This window comes from Streptomyces sp. NPDC050422, assembly GCF_044458665.1.
Classification (GTDB): Bacteria; Actinomycetota; Actinomycetes; order Streptomycetales; family Streptomycetaceae; genus Streptomyces.
Genome location: NZ_JBITIE010000002.1, coordinates 280250 through 300696, shown reverse-complemented (window position 1 = coordinate 300696; position 20447 = coordinate 280250). Strand labels below are relative to the sequence as shown.

At 70.0% G+C, this 20447-nt stretch carries 16 protein-coding genes, 1 tRNA gene and 1 pseudogene; 11 read left to right on the top strand and 7 right to left on the bottom strand.

The genetic code is table 11. The features are described 5' to 3' along the window. Positions 1–3: 3 nt before the first annotated feature. Positions 4–1794: a GAF domain-containing protein gene (locus ACIBJG_RS04055; RefSeq protein ID WP_399303659.1), complete on the top strand. Its 1791-nt coding sequence runs from the start codon at positions 4–6 to the stop codon at positions 1792–1794. 28 nt (positions 1795–1822) lie between these two features. Here ACIBJG_RS04055 and ACIBJG_RS04050 read toward each other — a convergent pair whose 3' ends face one another. Further along, positions 1823–2689 carry an HAD hydrolase family protein gene (locus tag ACIBJG_RS04050; RefSeq protein ID WP_399303657.1) on the bottom strand — a complete coding sequence of 289 codons (867 nt, stop codon included), beginning with the start codon at positions 2687–2689 and terminating at the stop codon, positions 1823–1825. A 195-nt stretch (positions 2690–2884) separates the two neighbouring features. Here ACIBJG_RS04050 and ACIBJG_RS04045 point away from each other — a divergent pair. The 4 genes and pseudogenes from ACIBJG_RS04045 to ACIBJG_RS04030 form a co-directional block, all read left to right on the top strand. Continuing rightward, a pseudogene (locus tag ACIBJG_RS04045) lies at positions 2885–3139 on the top strand (LLM class flavin-dependent oxidoreductase); the annotation flags it as partial. Positions 3140–3456: 317 nt separating this feature from the next. Further along, positions 3457–6270, top strand: a complete 2814-nt coding sequence (locus tag ACIBJG_RS04040) for a DEAD/DEAH box helicase (protein WP_399303871.1) — start codon at positions 3457–3459, stop codon at positions 6268–6270. Continuing rightward, complete coding sequence (locus ACIBJG_RS04035) at positions 6267–7499, top strand: SWIM zinc finger family protein (protein ID WP_399303655.1); 1233 nt, start codon at positions 6267–6269, stop codon at positions 7497–7499. The genes ACIBJG_RS04040 and ACIBJG_RS04035 overlap by 4 nt, the downstream gene beginning before the upstream one ends. 70 nt (positions 7500–7569) lie before the next feature. Then, a complete protein-coding gene (locus tag ACIBJG_RS04030; protein ID WP_399303653.1) occupies positions 7570–8526 on the top strand; it encodes an LLM class flavin-dependent oxidoreductase in 957 nt (318 codons plus the stop codon). A gap of 121 nt (positions 8527–8647) precedes the next feature. Here the strand turns inward: ACIBJG_RS04030 and ACIBJG_RS04025 are convergent, their stop codons facing one another. From ACIBJG_RS04025 to ACIBJG_RS04010, 4 genes are all read right to left on the bottom strand, one after another. Then, positions 8648–9190, bottom strand: a complete 543-nt coding sequence (locus ACIBJG_RS04025) for an RNA 2'-phosphotransferase (RefSeq protein WP_399303651.1) — start codon at positions 9188–9190, stop codon at positions 8648–8650. Between the two features lie 161 nt (positions 9191–9351). Continuing rightward, a complete protein-coding gene (locus ACIBJG_RS04020) occupies positions 9352–10323 on the bottom strand; it encodes a MerR family transcriptional regulator (RefSeq protein ID WP_399303649.1) in 972 nt (323 codons plus the stop codon). Next, on the bottom strand, positions 10320–12101 hold the full coding sequence (locus tag ACIBJG_RS04015) for an SDR family oxidoreductase (RefSeq protein ID WP_399303647.1): 1782 nt from the start codon (positions 12099–12101) through the stop codon (positions 10320–10322). Before ACIBJG_RS04015 ends, ACIBJG_RS04020 begins: the two co-directional genes overlap by 4 nt. Then, a complete protein-coding gene (locus tag ACIBJG_RS04010; RefSeq protein WP_399303645.1) occupies positions 12098–12949 on the bottom strand; it encodes a M24 family metallopeptidase in 852 nt (283 codons plus the stop codon). Before ACIBJG_RS04010 ends, ACIBJG_RS04015 begins: the two co-directional genes overlap by 4 nt. A 262-nt stretch (positions 12950–13211) precedes the next feature. On the opposite strand from ACIBJG_RS04010, the gene ACIBJG_RS04005 reads away from it, so the two are divergent. The 6 genes from ACIBJG_RS04005 (at position 13212) to ACIBJG_RS03980 (ending at position 18130) form a co-directional block, all read left to right on the top strand. Continuing rightward, the gene (locus ACIBJG_RS04005; protein WP_399303643.1) at positions 13212–14246 is read left to right on the top strand and encodes an ABC transporter ATP-binding protein; all 1035 of its coding nucleotides are present in this window, start codon (positions 13212–13214) and stop codon (positions 14244–14246) included. Beyond that, complete coding sequence (locus ACIBJG_RS04000) at positions 14236–15144, top strand: ABC transporter permease (RefSeq protein ID WP_399303641.1); 909 nt, start codon at positions 14236–14238, stop codon at positions 15142–15144. The genes ACIBJG_RS04005 and ACIBJG_RS04000 overlap by 11 nt, the downstream gene beginning before the upstream one ends. After that, positions 15141–16052 (top strand): ABC transporter ATP-binding protein, encoded by a 912-nt coding sequence (locus tag ACIBJG_RS03995; protein WP_399303639.1) that lies wholly within the window; start codon positions 15141–15143, stop codon positions 16050–16052. The genes ACIBJG_RS04000 and ACIBJG_RS03995 overlap by 4 nt, the downstream gene beginning before the upstream one ends. Positions 16053–16080: 28 nt before the next feature. Continuing rightward, positions 16081–16800, top strand: a complete 720-nt coding sequence (locus ACIBJG_RS03990) for an ABC transporter permease (RefSeq protein WP_399303637.1) — start codon at positions 16081–16083, stop codon at positions 16798–16800. Positions 16801–17084: 284 nt separating this feature from the next. After that, entirely contained in the window at positions 17085–17780 is a 696-nt protein-coding gene (locus ACIBJG_RS03985; protein ID WP_399303635.1) for a hypothetical protein, read from the top strand. A gap of 262 nt (positions 17781–18042) precedes the next feature. Continuing rightward, positions 18043–18130 (top strand) — tRNA-Ser (locus tag ACIBJG_RS03980). An 89-nt stretch (positions 18131–18219) separates the two neighbouring features. Here the strand turns inward: ACIBJG_RS03980 and ACIBJG_RS03975 are convergent. Continuing rightward, the gene (locus tag ACIBJG_RS03975; RefSeq protein WP_399303633.1) at positions 18220–19044 is read right to left on the bottom strand and encodes an HAD family hydrolase; all 825 of its coding nucleotides are present in this window, start codon (positions 19042–19044) and stop codon (positions 18220–18222) included. Continuing rightward, positions 19041–20330 carry a serine--tRNA ligase gene (gene serS, locus ACIBJG_RS03970; protein WP_399303631.1) on the bottom strand — a complete coding sequence of 430 codons (1290 nt, stop codon included), beginning with the start codon at positions 20328–20330 and terminating at the stop codon, positions 19041–19043. The genes ACIBJG_RS03975 and serS overlap by 4 nt, the downstream gene beginning before the upstream one ends. Between the last annotated feature and the right edge of the window lie 117 nt (positions 20331–20447).

Here is a 20447-nt window from a genome sequence, read left to right as displayed (position 1 = left end):
GGTATGTCAGAGCCGGACCCGAACCACCCGGAGCACGCGCAAGGCCCGAACGGCTCAAAGGATCCGCAGGGGGCGAGCGACCCTCTGGAGCCGTCGCGGCCGACGACGGACTCGCTGGACGCGGCGACGGAGGCGACCCGCAGTCTGCAGGGCCTGTCCACCGAACTCACCGCCCGTGTGCCGCGGCTGCTCGAAGCGATGCGATCGGTGGGCACGGGTCTCGAACTGCACTCCACGCTCGACCGGATCTGCGAGACGGCCGCCGAACTGGCGCACTCCCGCTACGCGGCCATCGGCGTGGTGGACGAGGAAGGCGAGGGGCTGTCGGACTTCGTCACGTACGGAGCCTCCGAGGCCGTGGCGCGCAGGATCGGGCACCGGCCGGACGGGCACCAGGGACTGCTCGGCGCCCTCATCCACGACCCGCGCCCCCTGCGGCTGGCCGACCTGACGGCCGACCCGCGGTTCGCGGGCTTCCCACCGGGCCATCCACCGATGCGCACGTTCCTCGGCGTCCCGATCCGCGTCCAGGGGGAGATCTTCGGCAACCTGTACCTGACCGAGAAGACCGGCGGCGGCGAGTTCAACGACTACGACCTGCACATGGTCCGCGTACTGGCGACCGAGGCCGGTATCGCCATCGGCAATGCGCGGCTGTACGAGGCGGCCATGCAGCGCGAGCGGTGGATCGACGGTTCGGTGGCCGTGACCACCGCCCTGCTGTCCGGCGGGGACGCCGACGACGCGCTCTCCGTGGTCGCCGAGCAGGCCCGCCATCTCGCCGGATCCGCGGCCGGCATCGTGCTGTTGCCGGCCGAGGACGGGGGGCTGGAGATCGTCGCCGTCTCCGCGGACGACCCCTCCGCCTCGCTCGGAGTGATCATTCCGGCGCACAGCCCCGTGGTGGCGAGGCTGTTGAACGGTGAGGCGGTCTTCATCGACGACTCGGCCACCGACCCCCGCATGATCACCAGGCTGGCGGAGTGCTTCGGACCGAGCATGATGCTCCCGCTGCACAGCGGGGGCCGCGTGCTGGGCGCACTCGCCACACCGCGAGCCAAGGGGGGCCGGCCGTTCACGGAGACCGAGCGGACCCTCGCCTCCCAGTTCGCCTCGCAGGCCGCGCTGGCGCTCATGATGGCCGAGGCGCAGCGCGACCGGGAGCGGCTCGCGGTCTACGAGGACCGCGACCGCATCGCCCGTGACCTGCACGACCTGGTCATCCAGCGGCTGTTCGCCACCGGGATGATGCTGGAGAGTGCACAGCGCCGGTCGGATGTGCCGGAGGTGCAGACCGGGGTGGGCAGGGCGGTCGACGAACTGGACGTGACCATCCAGGAGATCCGTACCGCGATCTTCGCGCTGCAGCAGGAGCCGGCCGAGGTGCCCTCGGGGCTGCGCACCCGCGTTCTGCGCGAGATCAACATGGCGGCGGTCCCGCTGGGCTTCAAACCGTCCCACCGCTTCCTCGGTCCGGTCGACTCCCTGGTCGGTGAGCTGACCGGCAAGAATCTGATCGCGGCCCTCCGGGAGGCGCTGTCCAACGCCTTCCGGCACGCCGATGCGTCACGGATCGATGTGGTCGTCGACGCGACCGCCACGCTGCCCGACGGACAGGACGCGGTGCGGCTGTCGGTCGCCGACGACGGGGTGGGCATTCCGGCGGGCGGCCGGCGCAGCGGGCTGCGGAACCTGGCCCGCCGGGCGGAATCACTCGGCGGGGCCAGTTGGTTCGGGCCCGGGATCGGGGAGAACGGCGCCGGTACGAAGGTGGTCTGGCAGGCGCCGCTCTGACCGTCCGGGGCCGGGGGGAGCGGGTCCTTCAGCGCTCCATGCGCGGGCGGACACGTTCGGCGATGATCCGCTCGATGACGACCGCGACGCCGTCCTCGTTGTTGGTGACCGTACGGCCGGTGGCCGCCGCCAGAGCGGCCGGGTGCGCGTTGCCCATCGCGTACGACGTGCCTGCCCAGCTCAGCATCTCCACGTCGTTCGGCATGTCGCCGAAGGCGACGACCTCCGCGGACGAGATGCCGCGTTCGGCGCAGCAGAGCTCCAGCGTGCTGGCCTTGGAGACGCCGGGCCCGCTGACCTCCAGGAGCGCAGTGGGGCTGGACCGGGTGAAGGACGCCCCGTCGCCGGCCACCGTGCGTGCCAGGGCGAGGAAGTCGTCCGGGGCCAGTTCTCCGTGGTGGGCAAGGAGCTTCAGCACGGGGGCGCCGGTGCCCGGCGTCTCCTCGTGGAGCAGCTTCTCGGCGACGGCGACCGTGGCGCCCGGGTCCAGGTGGAAGGGCGGGTAGGCCGGTTCGTAGTGGATACCGGTGGCCAGTTCGACGGCGAACGAAGTGCCGGGGGCGGCCGCGCGCAACTTGTGTACGACGTCGAGGGCGGTCGGGCGCTCCAGGGCTCGCACCTTCAGCAGCCTGCCGCCCGCGTGCAGGTCGGCGACGGCGGCTCCGTTGGCGCAGATCGCCAGCCCGTGGCCGTGCACGTGATCGCTGACGACGTCCATCCAGCGGGCGGGCCGGCCGGTGACGAAGAAGACCTCGATCCCGGCCTCCTCGGCCGCGGCGAGCGCCGCGACCGTGCGGTCCGAGACGGTCTTGTCGTCGCGCAGGAGGGTGCCGTCCAGATCGGTGGCGATCAGCCGGGGAGCGGCAGGAACGGGCTGTTCGGTAGCTGAGGTCACCGGTCCATTCTCGCGTACGAGGGTGCACGAGCGTGCGCAGGGGCGCACATATGAGTGCGTACGCCCCTGAGCAGGGGAACATTCCTCTGGCATATGTCGGAGGATTTTCGCGTACCGCTTCCCCTTCGTGCAGCCGCCCTGCGAGGAAGCCTGCGGAAGGGGTGGGGCCGGGCGGCCCACCGTAAACTCTGGGCCATGAGCACCACTCCGCGCCTCAGCACTGTCATCCTGCCCGTCCGCCGCTGGCACGAGGGTGGGCGCTCGCAGTGGCAGCGCGCCGAGGAACTTGGCCTGCACGCCGCGTACACCTATGACCACCTGGCCTGGCGTGCCTTCCGCGACCGGCCGTGGTTCGGCGCCCTCCCCACCCTGACGGCGGCCGCCTGCGCCACCTCGCGTCTGCGGCTGGGGACGCTCGTGACCTCAGTCAAGCCCTTTTCACCTATCACGGGCTGAACCGAAGCGGTCCTGCTTTCCGGCGGTGCCACGTGGGGGTCTTGCCTACGGTGGCGACGGGCGCTCATAGCCGCTGCCGTACCGCGGCTCAGGGGCCGTAGTCCTCAGCCGCAAGGTCTCCTTCCTGGGGTGAAGGCAAGGCCCGAACTTGCGAGTGGGCGGCAGCGCTTGGTGTGCTGAGAACGTGCACCCGGTCGCTTTGGTGGCGGGCCGCGCAGAGGGGCCTTCGGACAGCAGTGAGGCGGTCGAGAGTGGCACGGGTCATCGTGCGGGAGCCCGGTACGGGCGGGCGAAGTGCGCCGCCGCTGGCCATGCCGGAAGTGGGCGCCTTCGCCAGGGAACTGCTCGACCGAGGCTGGGCAGCGGTGTTCCTGCCCGGTGAGCCCGCCCGGCTCGGGCGGCTGCTGCTGTGGAAGCCCGCCGGGGCGGCTGCCTGGAATGGTGCAGCGCCCGCAGGCGTCGAGACCGATGCGGTGGAGCTGGTACTGCCGCACGGCCGTTCGGTCCGGCGACGCAGGGTGGAGGGTTACGCGCTTTCCCCCGCCGTTGCCGTTTCCGCTCTGGCCGGAGCCGTGCCGGCGCATCCCTCCGGAGCCGCTTGGCAGGCCGCGGCCCGTTTCGCGCTGCGACTGCTTGCCGACGGCCGCCTCCACCCCGCCCTTACCCCGGCCGGCTACGACACCTGGCAGGCGGGCCCCTTCACCGCCACTCAGCGGCAGGCGCTGGATGGCCTGGCTGCCGCCTTCCCGCCCCATGCCCACTGCCTGCCCGAGCCCTGCCCGGGCCCGGTGCGAATCGTCGAACCAGCCGCTCTGGTGAGCCAGTTCTGTGACGCGGCCGCCGACGACCTGGTCCGTAGCCCGGCTGCTCCGCTCGCCATGGGGGCGCTGCCGTACGCATGGCGCGAGGTGCGTGCGGTGCCTGCCTTGCGTGCGTGGGCCGAGGAGACCGCCGCCGCGTTCACCGCAGAGGTTCGTGTCTCGCTGCGCGTCGACGTACCAGAGGGGCGGCGTCAACAGTTCCGGGCGGTCCTGCAGGTGCACACCGCGGCGGATCCGGCGCTTGTCGTCGAGGCCGCACGGCTGTGGAGCGAGCCGGCCGAAGCGGAAAGGCTGCTCGGCCCGCGCGCCGAGACCGAGACGCTGCTCGCACTGCGCCGCGGCGCCCGTGTCTGGTCCCCGCTGCAGAGGCTCCTCAAGGAAGCCGCTCCCGATCAGCTCCGACTTGCCGATGACGAAGCCATCGACCTGCTGGGGGATGCCACCGACGCTTTGCGCGCGGCGGGTATCGACGTGCACTGGCCGCGCGAGCTGGTCAAGGCACTTACCGCGACCGCGGAGATCGGACAGCGCACCGCGCCCGGCTCCAGCGCGGGCGGTCTCCTCGGCGCGGATGCTCTCCTGGACTTCCACTGGAGGCTCTCGCTGGGCGACGATCCGCTCACCGAGGCCGAGATGAACGCCCTCGCGGAGGCGCGCCGCCCCCTCATCCGGTTGCGCGACCAGTGGGTGGTCGCCGACCCGAAGCTGGTCGCCCGGGCCAAGCGCCGTCGGATGGAACCGCTCACCCCCATGGAGGCACTGAGCGCCGCGCTGACCGGCGAGGTGGACAAGGGCGGCCAGCCGGTCCCCTGCACAGCGGTCGGTGCGCTCGGCGACCTCGTCGGCCGTATCCGCGATCCCGATTCCTCCGATCCCGCTCCGCAGCCCGTCGCGCTCAAGGCCACGTTGCGCGACTACCAGAAGCGGGGCCTCGCCTGGTTGGCCGAGATGTGCGAGCTCGGCCTCGGCGGCTGTCTCGCCGACGATATGGGCCTGGGCAAGACCATCACCCTGCTCGCCCTCCACCTGCACCGCCAGACCGACCCCGCCACTGCGGGCCCTACCCTCGTCGTCTGCCCCACCTCCTTGCTCGGCAACTGGCAGCGGGAGGCGGCAAGGTTCGCGCCGGCCACACCCGTACGCCGCTACCACGGCGGCGACCGCCACCTCAAGGATCTGGCCGACGACGAGATCGTCCTGGTCACCTACGGGGTGCTGAGGCGTGACCGTGAAGTGCTCGCCGAGACCGCCTGGTCGCTGGTCACCGCGGACGAGGCCCAGCACGTCAAGAATCCCTACGCCGTCACCGCCCGCGAACTGCGGGCCCTGCCCGCCCGGGCCCGCGTCGCTCTCACGGGCACGCCCGTGGAGAACAATCTCTCCGAGCTGTGGGCGCTCCTGGACTGGACCACCCCCGGACTCCTCGGCCCGCTCACCGCCTTCCGCGACCGGTACGCCCGCCCGGTCGAGACGGGCGAGGACCCTGAGGCAGCCGAGCGCCTGTCCCGTCTCGTGCGTCCCTTCCTTCTGCGCCGCAAGAAGTCCGACCCGGGCATCGCGCCCGAACTGCCGCCCAAGACCGAGACCGACCGCGTCGTGCCGCTGACGGCCGAGCAGGCAGGTCTGTACGAGGCGGTGGTCCGCGAGACCATGGAGAAGATCGCGGAAGCCGATGGCATTGCCCGGCGCGGACTGGTGCTGAAGCTGCTCACTGCTCTGAAGCAGATCTGTAACCACCCCGCCCAGTACTTGCGTCAGTCCACGCCGGTACGTGGCCGCTCCAGCAAGCTGGACCTGCTCGACGAACTGATCGATACCATCACCGCCGAGGGCGAGTCGGTGCTGGTCTTCACCCAGTACAAGCAGATGGCGACCCTCCTGGAGAAGCACCTCGCCGAACGCGGTGTCCCCACCCTCTTCCTGCACGGTGGCACGCCCGTCGCCCGGCGCGAGGACATGGTGGAATGCTTTCAGCGGGGTGAAGTACCGGTGTTTCTCCTGTCGTTGAAGGCTGCGGGCACTGGACTCAACCTCACTCGCGCCACACACGTCGTGCACTACGACCGGTGGTGGAACCCGGCGGTCGAGGACCAGGCAACCGATCGCGCGTACCGCATCGGCCAGGACAAACCCGTTCAGGTGCACAAGCTCCTTGCAGAGGGAACCGTGGAGGACAAGGTGGCGAAGCTACTGGAATCCAAGCGAGCGCTAGCCGACGCCGTGATCGGCTCGGGCGAGGCCGCCCTGACCGAACTGTCCGACGCCGACCTCGCCGAACTCGTAGTCCTGGGGAAGCAGCCATGAGCCCCTCGCTCCCGGGCCCGCGCCGTGCACCCGCCCGCGGCAAGCGAGCCTTCGCCGCGACCTGGTGGGGCCAGGCATGGGTGACGTCCCTGGAGGACTCCACCCTGGACGCCGGACGTCTGTCACGCGGACGCACCTATGCCCGCAAGGGGATGGTCGGCTCGATCAACGTCGCCCCGGGCCGGATCAAGGCCGCTGTCCAGGGCAGCGAGCCGCGCCCGTACCGCTCAGCGGTCCACCTGCCCGTCCTTAACGACGCCCAGTGGGACACCCTGCTGGACACGATCGCGGCCCGCGCCGGGCATGTCGCCGCGCTCCTCGACGGCGAAATGCCGGCCGAACTCGTCGATGACGCCCGCCAGTCAGACGTGCCGCTGCTGCCCCGAGCCACCGAGTTCGACCCCGAGTGTTCCTGCCCCGACTGGGGCTACCCCTGCAAGCATGCCGCCGCGCTCTGCTACGCCGTCGCCGCCACCATCGACGCCGACCCCTTCGTGATCTTCGCGCTGCGGGGCCGCGATCGCGACGAGATCCTCGCTCAGCTGCGCGCACGCCGCACGACAGCCCAGGAGACCACCACCTCACAGGCCCCGACCGGCATTCCGGCGGCCGCCGCGTACGCACGCTGGGCCGAACACGCACCCGAACTTCCCCGGCCCCCGGCCCCTGCTGCCCATGCCTTCGCGCTGCCCGTCGCCCCGCCGCCCAAGACCGGCCTGGCTGCCACGGACCTGGAGCGCCTCATGGCCGACGCCGCCGCACGCGCCGAGCGCCTGCTCACGGGCGACACCGCCAGCCTGTACCTGACCCAGCACCAGGACGCGGTAAGGATCGCGGCGAGCAGCCCCGGACCCGAGTGGTTCCATCACCTGATCCAGAACACCGGCGCCAAGCCGACCGCGTTCGCCCGTCTCACCCGTGCCTGGCGTTTCGGCGGCCCCCATGGCATCACCGTCGCCGAACAGCCCCACACCCCTGACCCAGTGGTGATGACCGCAGCCCGCACCGCCCTGAACACGGCCCTCGCCGAGATGGCCACCACACACGCTCACCTCAGGGGCTGGCGCAACCGACTCACCCTCACCGACCACGGCATCCAGCTCCGTCTGGGCCTCGACGCCCGCTGGTACCCCTACCTCTTGGACGACGACGGCGAATGGTGGCCCGCGGCACCGGCCGAGACCGATCTGATCGCAGCTCTCACTGCGGTCTGGCGACAGGGCGAGTAGCCGGCAGAACAGTCCGAAGGCGGCCGTACCGGGGCCTGGCCTCTGATCCGACGGACGTAGGCTCGTGGGCATGAGTCTGCGTCTGAGCACCGTGATCCTCCCTGTCGACCGCTGGCATGAAGGAGGCCGGGCGAAGTGGCAGCGCGCCGAGGAACTCGGTTTCCACGCCGCCTATACCTACGACCACCTGTCCTGGCGCAGCTTCCGCGACGGGCCGTGGTTCGGAGCGGTACCCACGCTGACGGCAGCGGCGATCGTAACGCAGCGTATGCGTTTGGGCACGCTCGTGACCTCGCCCAACTTCCGGCACCCGGTCACGCTGGCCAAGGAACTCATCTCGCTCGACGACATCTCCGGTGGCCGCATCACACTGGGTATCGGCGCCGGTGGCAACGGCTTCGACGCGACGACGCTCCTGCGGGGCGACGAGCAGCCGTGGACGCCGCGCGAGCGGGCTGACAGGTTCGGCGAGTTCGTGCCGCTGCTGGACGGGCTGCTCCGCGAGCCGGCCGGGCTGACACGTGAGGGCGCGTTCTACGCGGCCACCGCAGCCCGGAACGTTCCGGGCTGCGCGCAACTGCCGCGGCTGCCCTTCGCCGTTGCCGCGACAGGGCCGCGCGGGCTCACACTCGCCGCACAGTACGGGCAGGCGTGGGTGACCACGGGTGATCCGAAGCTGTACGAGGCGGGCAGCGCGGCAGAGTCGCTCGACGCGGTCCGTGGTCAGGTCGCCAGGCTGGGCAAGGCCTGTGCCGAGAACGACAGGGACGTGGACGAGCTGGACAAGATCCTGCTCACCGGCTTCACACCGGAGTTCAACCCGGATCTCGCCGGGGGCCGGGGCGGGCCGTTCACCTCCGTGGACGCGTTCGTGGACTTCGTCGGCAGGTATGCGGAGCTCGGCTTCACCGAGATCGTGATCCACGCACCGGTGCCTGACGGCAGCCCGGGGTTCTCCGCTGCGGTGGCGGACGAGGAGCTCTTCGAGCGCATCGTCACGCAGGGCCTGACCCAGCTCGCGGGCTAGCGACCGTGGCCGGGCGGCAGCCGGAAGGGTGAGACGGCCGGACCGGGCGAGTAGCCGGCGTGGGCGAGTGGCCGGGCCGGGCGAGTGGCGGGGTGGGCGAGTGGCCGGATCGGGCGCCGTGTCAGCCCGGCAGCCGCAGGAATTCCGGGGGCACGGCGGCGGTGAGCCAGACCCCGTTGGCGCTGACGTAGAAGATGTGTCCGGCCCGGTGCATGGCGCCCGTGTCCACGGACAGGACGACGGGGCGGCCGCGCCGGGCCCCGACGCGGGTCGCCGTCTCGCGGTCGGGTGAGAGGTGGACGTGCGTGCGGTTCATCGGGCGCAGCCCCTCACTGCGGATCGCGTCCAGGGACCGGCCTACCGTGCCGTGGTAGAGGTACGCGGGCGGGTCGGCCGGTGGCAGATCCAGGTCCACCTCGACGGTGTGCCCCTGGCTGGCCCGAATGCGGTCGCCCTCGACGGCGAAGCGCTGCTTGTCGTTGGACGCGACGACATGGTCGAGCTCGGCTCGGGTGAGCGGGAAGCGGTGGCGGGCGGAGGCCCGCAACAGCCCCTCGATCGTCACCCAGCCGTTGGCGTCCAGCGTGAGACCGATGCGTTCGGGCTGATGCCGGAGGTGTTTCGAGAGGTATTTGGACACCTTGACGGTGCGTCTTTCATCCATCCCGACAGCCTGCCCGGGACGTCCTGTCCGGCGCATCCGGATTTGGCTCCCGTCTTCCCTCGCGACCGGCCCTCAGTAAAGTGCGCTTCCAGGTTTGATCCACAGCCAACTTGGGTTATCCACAGGCAATTTGGCCGTTCTGTGGATAAGTGCCGTACGTATTACGGCTTTTCGTCAACTATCTTTACATTGCCGCGAGATGAGGTAAGTGCATCCAATGTCCTTGTTTGCACCTCGCGTTCGGCTGCAGCGGCGATGAAGGTTCCGGCGTCGTCCCGCCCAACCAGGCGTTCCACAGCGCTGATCGTGGCGGCCGGGAGCGTGATCGAGGCCGGCGCCGGCGCCGCCGTCTGTGTGGTGAACGGGCGCTCGACGGCGAGGTGATGTTCCAAATGGCGGGTGGCGAACGTCCGCATCGCGCGCGCGAGTTCGGCATCCACCGTCTGCTGGGCCAGCGGACGGAGCCGGCGCACCATCGAGGCCGCCTCGGCCGCTTCCGCGTCTGTCGGCGGGCGATGGCCGAGATAGCGGGCGAAGACGTGCTCGGTCGTGAACTCCAGGAAACGGGAGGCAATCTGCTCCACCTGGCCGCGAAGTTCCCGCAGATGCCCCGAGATTGCGCTCAGTGGGACCCCGGCGGCATACAACTCCACCGCCACCGCCAGCTCTTGCGGACTTGGCACCAGAAACTCGTCGTCGCGGCCCGGGATGCGTTCGAGCACTCCCAGTTCCAACGCTTCGACGACCGCCTCGTCGTCGGGACGTCCGCCGAACCGCACTTGCAGTTCCGCGCGGGTAATGCGGTCGGCCCGCTCGTCCGTCCACGGCCCGTGCACCTCGGCGACGAGCCCCAGCACACCGCCGAGACCGCGCCCCGTGTCCCACGCCTCCAGCAACTCCTTGATGCTGGCCAGGGTGTAGCCGCGGTCCAGCAGGTCCGCGATCTGCCGGAGCCGGGCGAGATGGGTGTCCCGGTACACATTGGCCCGGCCCCGTCGCTCCGGTGTCGGCAGCAGCCCGCGGTCCTGATAGGCGCGGATGGTGCGGACCGTGGCGCCGCTGGCGTGCGCGAGGTCCTCGATCCGGTACTCGGCTGCTGCCCGGCCGGCCGCCGGCGCCCCGGCGGCGGTCACAGCGGCGGCTTCAGCCGGGCGATACCGCGCAGCGCCCCCGGGCTGAGCCGGGACAGGAACCGGGCGGCGTGGGACTCCGGCGTCACCGGGACGACGGCCTGGTTGCGCACGACCGCCCTGAGGATCGCGTCGGCGACCTTCTCCGGGGGGTAGTTACGCATCCCGTACAGCTTGCTCGTCCGTTTCCGCAGGCGGTTCTCCTCCGCCGCGTCCGCGCCGGCGAAGCGCGTGGTGGCGGTGATGTTCGTGTTGACGATGCCGGGGCAGATCGCGCTGACCCCGATCGACTTCTCGGCGAGCTCGGCGCGCAGGCACTCGCTGAGCATCAGCACAGCGGCTTTCGACGTGCTGTACGCCGGCAGGGCTCGGGACGGCTGATACGCCGCCGCAGAAGCCGTGTTGACGATGTGACCGCCCTGTCCGCGGTCGGCCATCTGCTTGCCGAAGAGCCGACAGCCGTGGATGACCCCCCACAGATTCACGTCGAGGACGCGTTTCCACTCCTCGGCCGTCGTCTCCAGGAACGCACCGGAGATCCCGATGCCCGCGTTGTTGACCAGCACATCGACGATGCCGTACTCGGTGGCGACCTTCTCCGCGAGCTTCTCCATGGCCTGCTCGTCGCTGACGTCCACGGTTTCGGCCCAGGCGGCCGGGGCACCGATCAGCCGGGCCAGCTCCGCCGTCCTTCTCGCCCCCTCCGCGTCCCGGTCCACGGCCACCACACGGGCACCGGCCTCGGCGAACGCGAAGGCCGTGGCCCGCCCGATTCCGCCGGCCGCACCCGTCACCAGGACCAGCTGTCCGCCGAAACGGTCCGCGTACGCCCCCTTCGGCGCGGTGTCCCGCACGGGAACACCGTCCTGCAGCGCCGCCTCGTTGACCGCCGCGAACTCGCCGATCCAGGAGGCCAGCTGGTCCGGCCTGGTCCGCGGGACCCAGTGCCTGGCGGGCAGTGAGCGCCGAGTCAACTGCGGTACCCAGGCGTCGAGCTCGTCGTAGAGCTGTTCCGAGAGGAATATGTCGCCGGTCGGAGTGATCAGCTGGACCGGGACATGCGCGAACGCGTCGGTGCGCGGTCTGCGCAGCCGGGAGCGGACGTTGTCCCGGTAGAGCCAGGCCCCGTGTGCCGCGTCGTCCGGCAGGGACGGCGTCGGATAGTCGCCCGGAGGCACCTTCTCCAGCCGCTCCAGGATGCGGGGCCACCGCTTGCCCAGCGGCCCCCGCCAGGCGAGCTCCGGCAGCACCGGAGTGTGCAGCATGTACACGTACCAGGACTTGGCACCCTGCCCCAGCAGTTGGCCGACCCGGCGCGGAGTGGGCCGGGACATCCGCTGCTTGATCCAGTGCCCGAAGTGGTCCAGCGACGGACCGGACATCGAGGTGAAGGAGGCGATCCGGCCTTCGGTGCGGCTGACCGTGGCGAACTCCCAGGCCTGGACCGAACCCCAGTCGTGCCCGACCACGTGTACCGGCCGGTCCGGGCTCACCGCGTCGGCCACGGCCAGGAAGTCGTCGGTCAGCTTCTCCAGCGTGAACCCGCCCCGCAGCGGCACGGGCGCCGTCGACCTGCCGTGGCCGCGCACGTCGTACAGCACGACGTGCCACTCCGCGGCGAGCCGCCGCGCGACCTGGGTCCAGACCTCCTTGCTGTCCGGATAGCCGTGCACCAGCACTATCGTGGGCCGCGTCGCATCACCCAGTTCGACGACGCACAGGTCGATGCCGCCCGTGGACACCCGGCGCTCGCGTGCCCCCGGCAGATCTCGCAGACTCACGCCGCCACCCTCTCCTCGGCCCAGCGCCGCACATGCGGCAGATCGTCGTCCAGCCAGAAGGCACTCTGCTCGGGGTCCCGTGAGTCGGTGACGACCAGGATCTCCTCGAACTTCGCACCCGTGCCCCGGAATCCGAGGTGTGGCTCGACCGCCCACAGACCCGGTTGCGGGGGATGGTCCGAGAAGCGGTACGGGCTCCAGAGCGGCGACCAGCCGTCCCGGTGCCCGTGCACCGCATCGCTCAGCAGCCCCTTGAGCGACTGCGTGCCGAACCCGAACACCTGCGGCGACCAACGCCGTTCGGCGACCCGGCCGACCTTGTGCGCGATGACCCCGAACGGGTAGGCGCGGTGCCGGTTGGCGTAACCCTGCCTGGTCATCAGGCGGTCGACGTCCTCGTAGATCTCGCGCAGCGGGCGCCGCTCACGCACTTCGCGCAGGATCAGCCCACGGTGAGCCTCCAGATCGGCGAGCAACCGGTCGTGCAGCGGATTGAGACCGAGACAGCCGGAGTACCCGATGTCCGCCGTGAATCCCTTGTACACCGGAGCCATGTCGAGAATGAACGGCATCCCCGGCTCCAGTTGCCGGCCGGTCGGGAAGAACTGCAACGGCACCTTGAACCCGGCGAACGCCGTACGGTCCCCGAACCAGGCGAACGGGAGATGGAACCAGTCGCGCACTCCGCGCTCGCGCAGCCACTCGCGCTGCATCCGGGCCGCCTCGCGCTCCGTCACTCCCGGTTTCATACGGGCGGCGACCGCTTCCGCGCAGGCATACGCCAGTCGTTGCACTTCCCTGAACCCCTGGAGCTGCGGGTCCCGTTCGTCCCTGACGCGGGAGGCCATGGTGATGCCACCGTCCGTTCCCTGCCGTGTGCGGTACGTGCCCGTAACGTGACACTGATGAATGTGACAATGTCCGGCGGCTACGTCAAGGGGTGGGCCGGGCCTGTGGACAACTCCGCGGCCGGCCGGTTCCGGGCACGCCGCTGCGCCGGGCGGTCCTCCTTCGAGGGGTCCCCCTACGGGTCCGTACATCTGGAGTCTGACGGCAATCCAACCGTCAGGTCTGACGACCGGTGTGGCGCGCACCACTACCGTCGATGACGTGACTGTCATTGCGACCGAAAGCCTGAGCAAGCGGTTCCCCCGGGTGACCGCGCTTGACCGGCTCACGTTGGACATCGGCCCCGGTGTGACCGGGCTGGTGGGCGCCAACGGAGCCGGCAAGTCCACGTTGATCAAGATCCTGCTGGGTCTGTCCCCCGCGACCGAGGGCCGGGCCGCAGTGCTCGGGCTCGACGTGTCGACCAGCGGCGCCGCGATCCGGGAACGGGTCGGCTACATGCCCGAGCACGACTGTCTGCCGCCGGACGTCTCGGCCACCGAGTTCGTCGTCCACATGGCGCGGATGTCGGGACTGCCGCCGACCGCGGCCCGTGAACGCACCGCGGACACCCTGCGGCACGTCGGCCTGTACGAGGAGCGCTACCGGCCCATCGGCGGCTACTCGACCGGCATGAAGCAGCGGGTGAAGCTGGCCCAGGCGCTGGTCCACGACCCGCAGCTGGTCCTCCTCGACGAGCCGACCAACGGACTGGACCCGGTCGGCCGCGACGAGATGCTCGGCCTGATCCGGCGCATCCACACCGACTTCGGGATCTCGGTCCTCGTGACCTCGCATCTCCTGGGCGAGCTGGAGCGGACCTGCGACCACGTCGTCGTCATCGACGGTGGAGCGCTGCTGCGCTCCAGCTCGACCAGCGACTTCACCCAGACCACCACGACCCTCGCGGTCGAGGTCACCGACAGCGACACCCACCCCGACGGGACCGACGCCCTGCGCAAGGTCCTCACCGGTGCGGGCACCAAGCTGGTGGGGCTCGACGGGCTCGACGCCGAGGGGCTGCCCGGAGCGGGACACATCCTGCTGATCGAGGCGACCGGCGAGGAGACGTACGACCTCGTCCGCGACAGCGTCGCCGGCCTCGGGCTCGGCCTCGTCCGGATGGAACAGCGCCGCCACCACATCGCCGAGGTCTTCCGTACAGAAGAGGCACCGGCAGCGCACCCGGAGGCGCAGACCGCGTCCGTGGCCGCCGGAGCCGTACAGCAGAAGGGGAGCGGTCGCGATGAGCACTGAGACCGGCGCCGCGACCGGGAGCGAGACCTCCCGGATCCACAACATCGGCTACCGCGCCTACGACGGCGCACGTCTCGGCCGGGCCTACGCCCGCCGCTCGCTCTACTCGCAGTCCCTGCGCGGTTCCTTCGGACTCGGCCGCTCGGCCAAGTCCAAGGTGCTGCCCATGCTGCTGTTCGGCGTGATGTGTCTGGTCGCGGCGATCATCGTGGCAGTGGCCATCAACATTCCCGACTCGACGAAGCTGCCGGTCAAGTACACCTCGTACGCGGTCTATCTCCAGGCCGTCATCGGACTGTTCCTGGCCTCGCAGGCACCGCAGTCGGTCTCCAGGGACCTTCGTTTCAAGAGCGTGCCTTTGTACTTCTCCCGGCCGATCGAACGGGGCGACTACGTCGTCGCCAAGTTCGCCGCCATGGCCTCCGCGCTCTTCGTCCTCACCGGTGCGCCCCTCGTCATCCTGTACGTGGGCGCGCTGCTGGCGAAGTTCGACTTCGCCGACCAGACCAAGTGGTTCGCCCAGGGGATGGTCTCGGTGGCCCTGCTGTCCGTGCTCTTCGCCGGTCTCGGCCTCGTGATGGCCGCCCTCACCCCGCGGCGCGGCTTCGGCGTCGCGGCCGTGATCGCCGTGCTGACGATCACGTACGGCGCGGTCAGCACGATCCAGGGCATCGCCTGGTCCACGGGGTCCACCGGCGCCGTGCCGTGGCTGGGGCTCTTCTCCCCGATCACGCTCGTCGACGGTGTGCAGACCGCGTTCCTCGGGGCGACCTCCGCCTTCCCCGGAGGGGAAGGACCGGGGGCGGGCGCCGGTGTGGTCTACCTGATCGTTGTTCTCGCGCTCATCGCCGGCTCGTACGCCGTACTGATGCGCCGCTACCGGAGGGTCGGGCTGTGACCACCATCGAGATCGACCACACGTCCCGCTGGTTCGGCAACGTGGTCGCCGTCAACGACGTGAGCATGACCGTGGGCCCGGGGGTGACCGGTCTGCTAGGTCCCAACGGCGCCGGCAAGTCCACGCTGATCAACATGATGGCCGGATTCCTCGCCCCCTCGACGGGCACGGTCACACTCGACGGCTCGCCGATCTGGCGCAACGAGGCCGTCTACCGGCAGATCGGCATCGTGCCGGAGCGGGAGGGGATGTACGACTTCCTGACCGGCCGCGAATTCGTCGTGGCCAACGCCGAACTGCAGGGTCTCGGCGACGCCGAGGCGGCTGCCGCGCTGGCAACGGTCCAGATGGAGTACGCGCAGGACCGGAAGATCTCCACGTACAGCAAGGGCATGCGCCAGCGTGTGAAGATGGCGTCCGCCCTGGTCCACAACCCGTCCGTGCTGCTGCTCGACGAGCCGTTCAACGGAATGGACCCGCGCCAGCGGATGCAGCTGATGGAACTGCTGCGACGGATGGGGGCCGAGGGCCGCACGGTTCTCTTCTCCTCCCACATCCTCGAAGAGGTCGAGCAGCTCGCTTCGCACATCGAGGTGATCGTGGCGGGGCGGCACGCCGCGTCCGGTGACTTCCGCAAGATCCGCCGGCTGATGACGGACCGGCCGCACCGCTATCTCGTACGGTCCAGCGACGACCGTGCCCTCGCGGCCGCGCTCATCGCCGACCCGTCGACGGCCGGCATCGAGGTCGACCTCGGCGAGAACGCGCTGCGCATCCAGGCCGTCGACTTCGCACGCTTCACCACGCTGCTGCCGAAGGTGGCGCGTGATCAGGGCATTCGGCTGCTGACCGTTTCGCCGTCCGACGAGTCCCTCGAATCGGTCTTTTCCTATCTCGTAGCGGCCTGAGTAGTGGCCTGAAAGGAGCTGTGACGTCATGTACGACCCCACAGTCGCCCGGCTCACCTACCGGGCCCTGCTCGGCCGGCGCCGGGCCGCCATCCTCTTCGTCCTGCCCGCGCTTCTGATCGTCATCGCGGTGGCGGTACGGATGTTCGCAGGGGCTGACGACCAGGTGGCCTCGGACGTGCTGGGCGGATTCGCCATCGCCACCATGGTGCCGCTGATCGGTGTGATCGCCGGTACGGGAGCCATCGGGCCCGAGATCGACGACGGCTCGATCGTCTATCTGCTGTCCAAGCCGGTGACACGGCCGGCGATCATCTTCACCAAGCTCATCGTGGCGATCGCGGTGACGATGGTGTTCTCGGCGGTTCCGACACTGATCGCCGGTCTGATCCTCAACGGGAACGGCCAGCAGATCGCGGTGGCGTACACGATCGCGGCGCTGGTCGCCTCGATCGCCTACAGCGCGCTGTTCCTGCTGCTGGGCACGGTCAGCCGGCACGCGGTGGTCCTCGGACTCGTCTACGCGCTCGTGTGGGAAGCCCTCTTCGGCAGCCTCGTACCCGGCGCGCGCACGCTCAGCGTGCAGCAGTGGTCCCTCGCGCTGGCGGAGAAGACCGGCGGGGGTGGCGCGATCACGTCCGACGTCGGTCTGCCGCTCGCGACGGTGCTGCTGGTGGCGGTCACCGTGGTGGCGACCTGGTACGCCGGTCAGAAGCTGCGGACGCTGAAGCTCGCCGGCGAGGAGTGAGGAAGCGCTCCGCCGGAATGCGACAGCCCCTGTCCATCGGACAGGGGCTGTCGCATTCCGGACAGTCGCGCGCGTAACTGTACGGTTATCGGTTCGTTGTCCACGATGCGTGGAGGCAACTGGAATCTGTGGCGTCGTAGCTTTCGTGAAATTCGGATAGCCGATGCGGCGGGCATCACCCGTCGGTCGGTTCCTTGAGTGAGTGGCAACCGTGAGCGTCCTCCGCCCCTGAAGCCCGGGGAGAGGGCTGTCCCCTGTCGCATTCACGATCGGAAGGCAGACTCATGCCCACGGAAGTCGCCCTGCTCGAATCACGCGCGCTGCGCGTCGAACAGATGGGGCGCGTCGACGCCCTGGACAAGGTGAAGAGCCTTGTCATGCTCCCGGACGGAGTTCACGTTCGCACCGAGGACGTGGCTCGGTACTTCGAAGTATCCACAGGCGCGGTCAGAAGGCTGACCGACCGCCATCAGAACGAGCTCGCGCAGAATGGGATGCGTGTGCTCCGTGGCTCTGACCTGCGGACATTCCATAGCGACATGCTGTCGCTATGGGGTGGTGAAGCCGCCGAAAGTTATCCACAGGCGGCGACCCAGCTCCGTCTCTACACCCGCAGGACCGTCCTCAACGTCGCCATGCTTCTTCGCGACAGCGACATCGCCCGATGCGTCCGTACGTATCTCCTCGACGCCGAACAGGACCTGCGCGCGGGGTACGCCTCGCTCGAACACCGCGTCACCCGGGTCGAAAGCTGCCTGGCCGGAGTCGGCAGCGCCCTGCAGGAACTCGGGCCGGTCCTCAACCGGATGTCGCACCGCCTCGACAGCCTCGACCGCAGGATGGAGGTCACGCACCAAGTGGTCGGTGCCATGAGCGTGCGACTGGGCGGTGTGTCCGAGGACATCGTCCGGCTCGACGGGCGCATGGACGAGCTCGCCCGGAATCTGAAGGACCTGAGCCGCCGCAACAAGAACCGTTGACGAAGGCCCGTTGCCCGCTGCCGCCCGTAATTGAGTGGCACCGGGCGACGGGGGCGCGGCACAGTAGGTGCCACGGCACCCGCCGTGAACGGCACCACAGACCGGGAGAGGAGCGCGGCGATGACCGAGAGTCCGAGTCCGTCGAGCTCCCAGCAGGGCGTGCCCGAGCCGGCACCGGAGTAGTCGGGCGACTGCTCCACCGCGCCGCTCCGAGCCGCACGCCCGGGCGGCCGTCCATGCGCATCGCGCGCGGCCGCCTCCCGGAGGATTGGCCGAGTGGTAAGGCAGCGGCTTGCTAAGCCGTCGTCGGGGCCGAAACCCCCGCGCGCGTTCGATCCGCGCATCCTCCGCCGCAGACACCCAGCCCTGAGGCCGACCCGGTAGACCGACCCAGCACCTGAGGCCGACCCGGCAGGCAGACCGACCCAGCACCTGAGGGCTACTGCAGACGCCCGGCCCGTGACGCCTGCAGCAACTGCTCCAGCACCACGGCGATCCCGTCGTTCTCGTTCGACGCGGTGATCTCCTGCGCGACGGCCTTCAGGTCCTCGTGCGCGTTGGCCATGGCCACACCGTGCTGCGCCCAGGCGAACATCGGGATGTCGTTCGGCATGTCACCGAAGGCGATCGTGTCCGCCGCCTTCACGCCCAGCCGGCGCGCGGCCAGCGAGAGGCCGGTGGCCTTGCTGAGCCCCAGCGGCAGGATCTCCACGACGCCCGGGCCCGCCATGACCACGTCCACCAGATTGCCGACCGCCGCCCGCGCGGCCTTCGCCAGCGCGTCGTCGTCCAGATCGGGGTGCTGTATGTAGACCTTGTTCAGCGGGGCGGCCCACATCTCGGCCGGGTCCTGCACGAGGACGGCCGGAAGGGGCCCCTCCTGTACGCGGTAGCCGGGGCCGACCAGCACCTCGCCGTCGAGCCCGTCGCGGCTCGCGGCCAGCGCCAGCGGCCCGACCTCGGCCTCGACCTTGGAGAGCGCGAGGCCGGCCAGCTGCCGGTCCAGCGTCAGCGACGTCAGCAGCTTGTGCTCGCCCGCGTGGTAGACCTGCGCGCCCTGGCCACAGACCGCGAGGCCCTCGTAGCCCAGGTCGTCCAGGATGTGCCGGGTCCAGGGGACGGCACGGCCGGTGACGATGATGTGCGCTGCACCGGCCGCGGTGACCGCGGCCAGTGCCTCGCGTGTGCGCCCGGAGACCGTGTCGTCGCCACGCAACAGCGTGCCGTCGAGGTCGGTCGCGACGAGCTTGTAGGGAAAGGTCACTTGGCGACCGGCTCCAGCAGTTCACGCCCGCCCAGGTACGGACGGAGCACCTCGGGCACCCGCACCGAACCGTCGGCGAGCTGGTGGTTCTCCAGGATGGCCACGATCGTCCGCGGTACGGCGCAGAGCGTGCCGTTCAGCGTGGCCAGCGGCTGCAGGACCTTCTTGCCGTCGCGGTTGTCCCGCATCCGGACGGACAGCCGGCGTGCCTGGAAGCTGTCGCAGTTGGACGCGGAGGTCAGCTCGCGGTACTTGCCCTGGGTCGGGATCCACGCCTCGCAGTCGAACTTCCTGGAGGCCGAGGCGCCCAGATCGCCGGTGGCGACATCGATCACCTGGAAGGGCAGCCCGAGCGCGGTGAGCCACTGCTTCTCCCAGTCGAGGAGGCGCTGGTGCTCGGCCTCGACGTCCGCCGGGTCGACGTACGAGAACATCTCGACCTTGTCGAACTGGTGGACCCGGAAGATGCCGCGGGTGTCCTTGCCGTACGTACCCGCCTCGCGGCGGAAGCACGGCGAGAAGCCCGCGTAGCGCAGCGGCAGCTTGTCCGCGTCGATGATCTCGTCCATGTGGTACGCGGCGAGCGGTACCTCGGAGGTGCCGACCAGGTAGTAGTCGTCCTTCTCCAGGTGGTACACGTTCTCCGCGGCCTGGCCGAGGAAGCCGGTGCCCTCCATGGCGCGCGGGCGGACCAGCGCGGGGGTGAGCATCGGGATGAAGCCGGCCTCGGTGGCCTGGGCGATCGCCGCGTTGACGAGGGCGAGCTCCAGCAGCGCGCCGACGCCCGTCAGGTAGTAGAAGCGCGACCCGGACACCTTGGCGCCGCGCTCCATGTCGATCGCGCCGAGCGCCTCGCCGAGCTCCAGGTGGTCCTTGGGCTCGAAGCCCTCGGCGCCGAAGTCGCGGATGGTGCCGTGCGTCTCCAGGAGGACGAAGTCCTCCTCGCCGCCGACCGGAACGTCCGGGTGGACGATGTTGCCGAGCCGCAGCAGCAGGCTCCTGGTCTCCTCGTCGGCCTCACCCTGGGCCGCGTCGGCCGCCTTGACGTCGGCCTTGAGCTGCTCGGCCTTCTTCAGGAGTTCCGCGCGCTCCTCCGGGGAGGCTTTGGGGATGAGCTTGCCGAGCGATTTCTGCTCGGAACGGAGTGCGTCGAAGCGGAGCCCGGACGACCTGCGCCGTTCGTCGGCGGAGAGCAGGGCGTCGACGAGGGCGACGTCCTCTCCACGGGCGCGCTGGGAGGCGCGAACACGGTCGGGGTCCTCACGAAGCAGGCGAAGGTTAATCACCCCTCCAGGCTACCGGTGTCGGCTTCGGTAGTTCGAACCGATATTGCCAAGCGTGTCACTTTGCCCGAATTGCCGGTATTGGTAATGCTGGGGATGGAATCTGTGGAGGGCGGGGGT

Coding starts and splice junctions, on each gene's coding strand:
- ACIBJG_RS04055 (WP_399303659.1), top strand. CDS start 4: ATGTCAGAGCCGGACCCGAACCACCCGGAGCACGCGCAAGGCCCGAAC.
- ACIBJG_RS04040 (WP_399303871.1), top strand. CDS start 3,457: ATGCCGGAAGTGGGCGCCTTCGCCAGGGAACTGCTCGACCGAGGCTGG.
- ACIBJG_RS04035 (WP_399303655.1), top strand. CDS start 6,267: ATGAGCCCCTCGCTCCCGGGCCCGCGCCGTGCACCCGCCCGCGGCAAG.
- ACIBJG_RS04030 (WP_399303653.1), top strand. CDS start 7,570: ATGAGTCTGCGTCTGAGCACCGTGATCCTCCCTGTCGACCGCTGGCAT.
- ACIBJG_RS04025 (WP_399303651.1), bottom strand. CDS start 9,190: ATGGATGAAAGACGCACCGTCAAGGTGTCCAAATACCTCTCGAAACAC.
- ACIBJG_RS04010 (WP_399303645.1), bottom strand. CDS start 12,949: ATGGCCTCCCGCGTCAGGGACGAACGGGACCCGCAGCTCCAGGGGTTC.
- ACIBJG_RS04000 (WP_399303641.1), top strand. CDS start 14,236: ATGAGCACTGAGACCGGCGCCGCGACCGGGAGCGAGACCTCCCGGATC.
- ACIBJG_RS03990 (WP_399303637.1), top strand. CDS start 16,081: ATGTACGACCCCACAGTCGCCCGGCTCACCTACCGGGCCCTGCTCGGC.
- ACIBJG_RS03985 (WP_399303635.1), top strand. CDS start 17,085: ATGCCCACGGAAGTCGCCCTGCTCGAATCACGCGCGCTGCGCGTCGAA.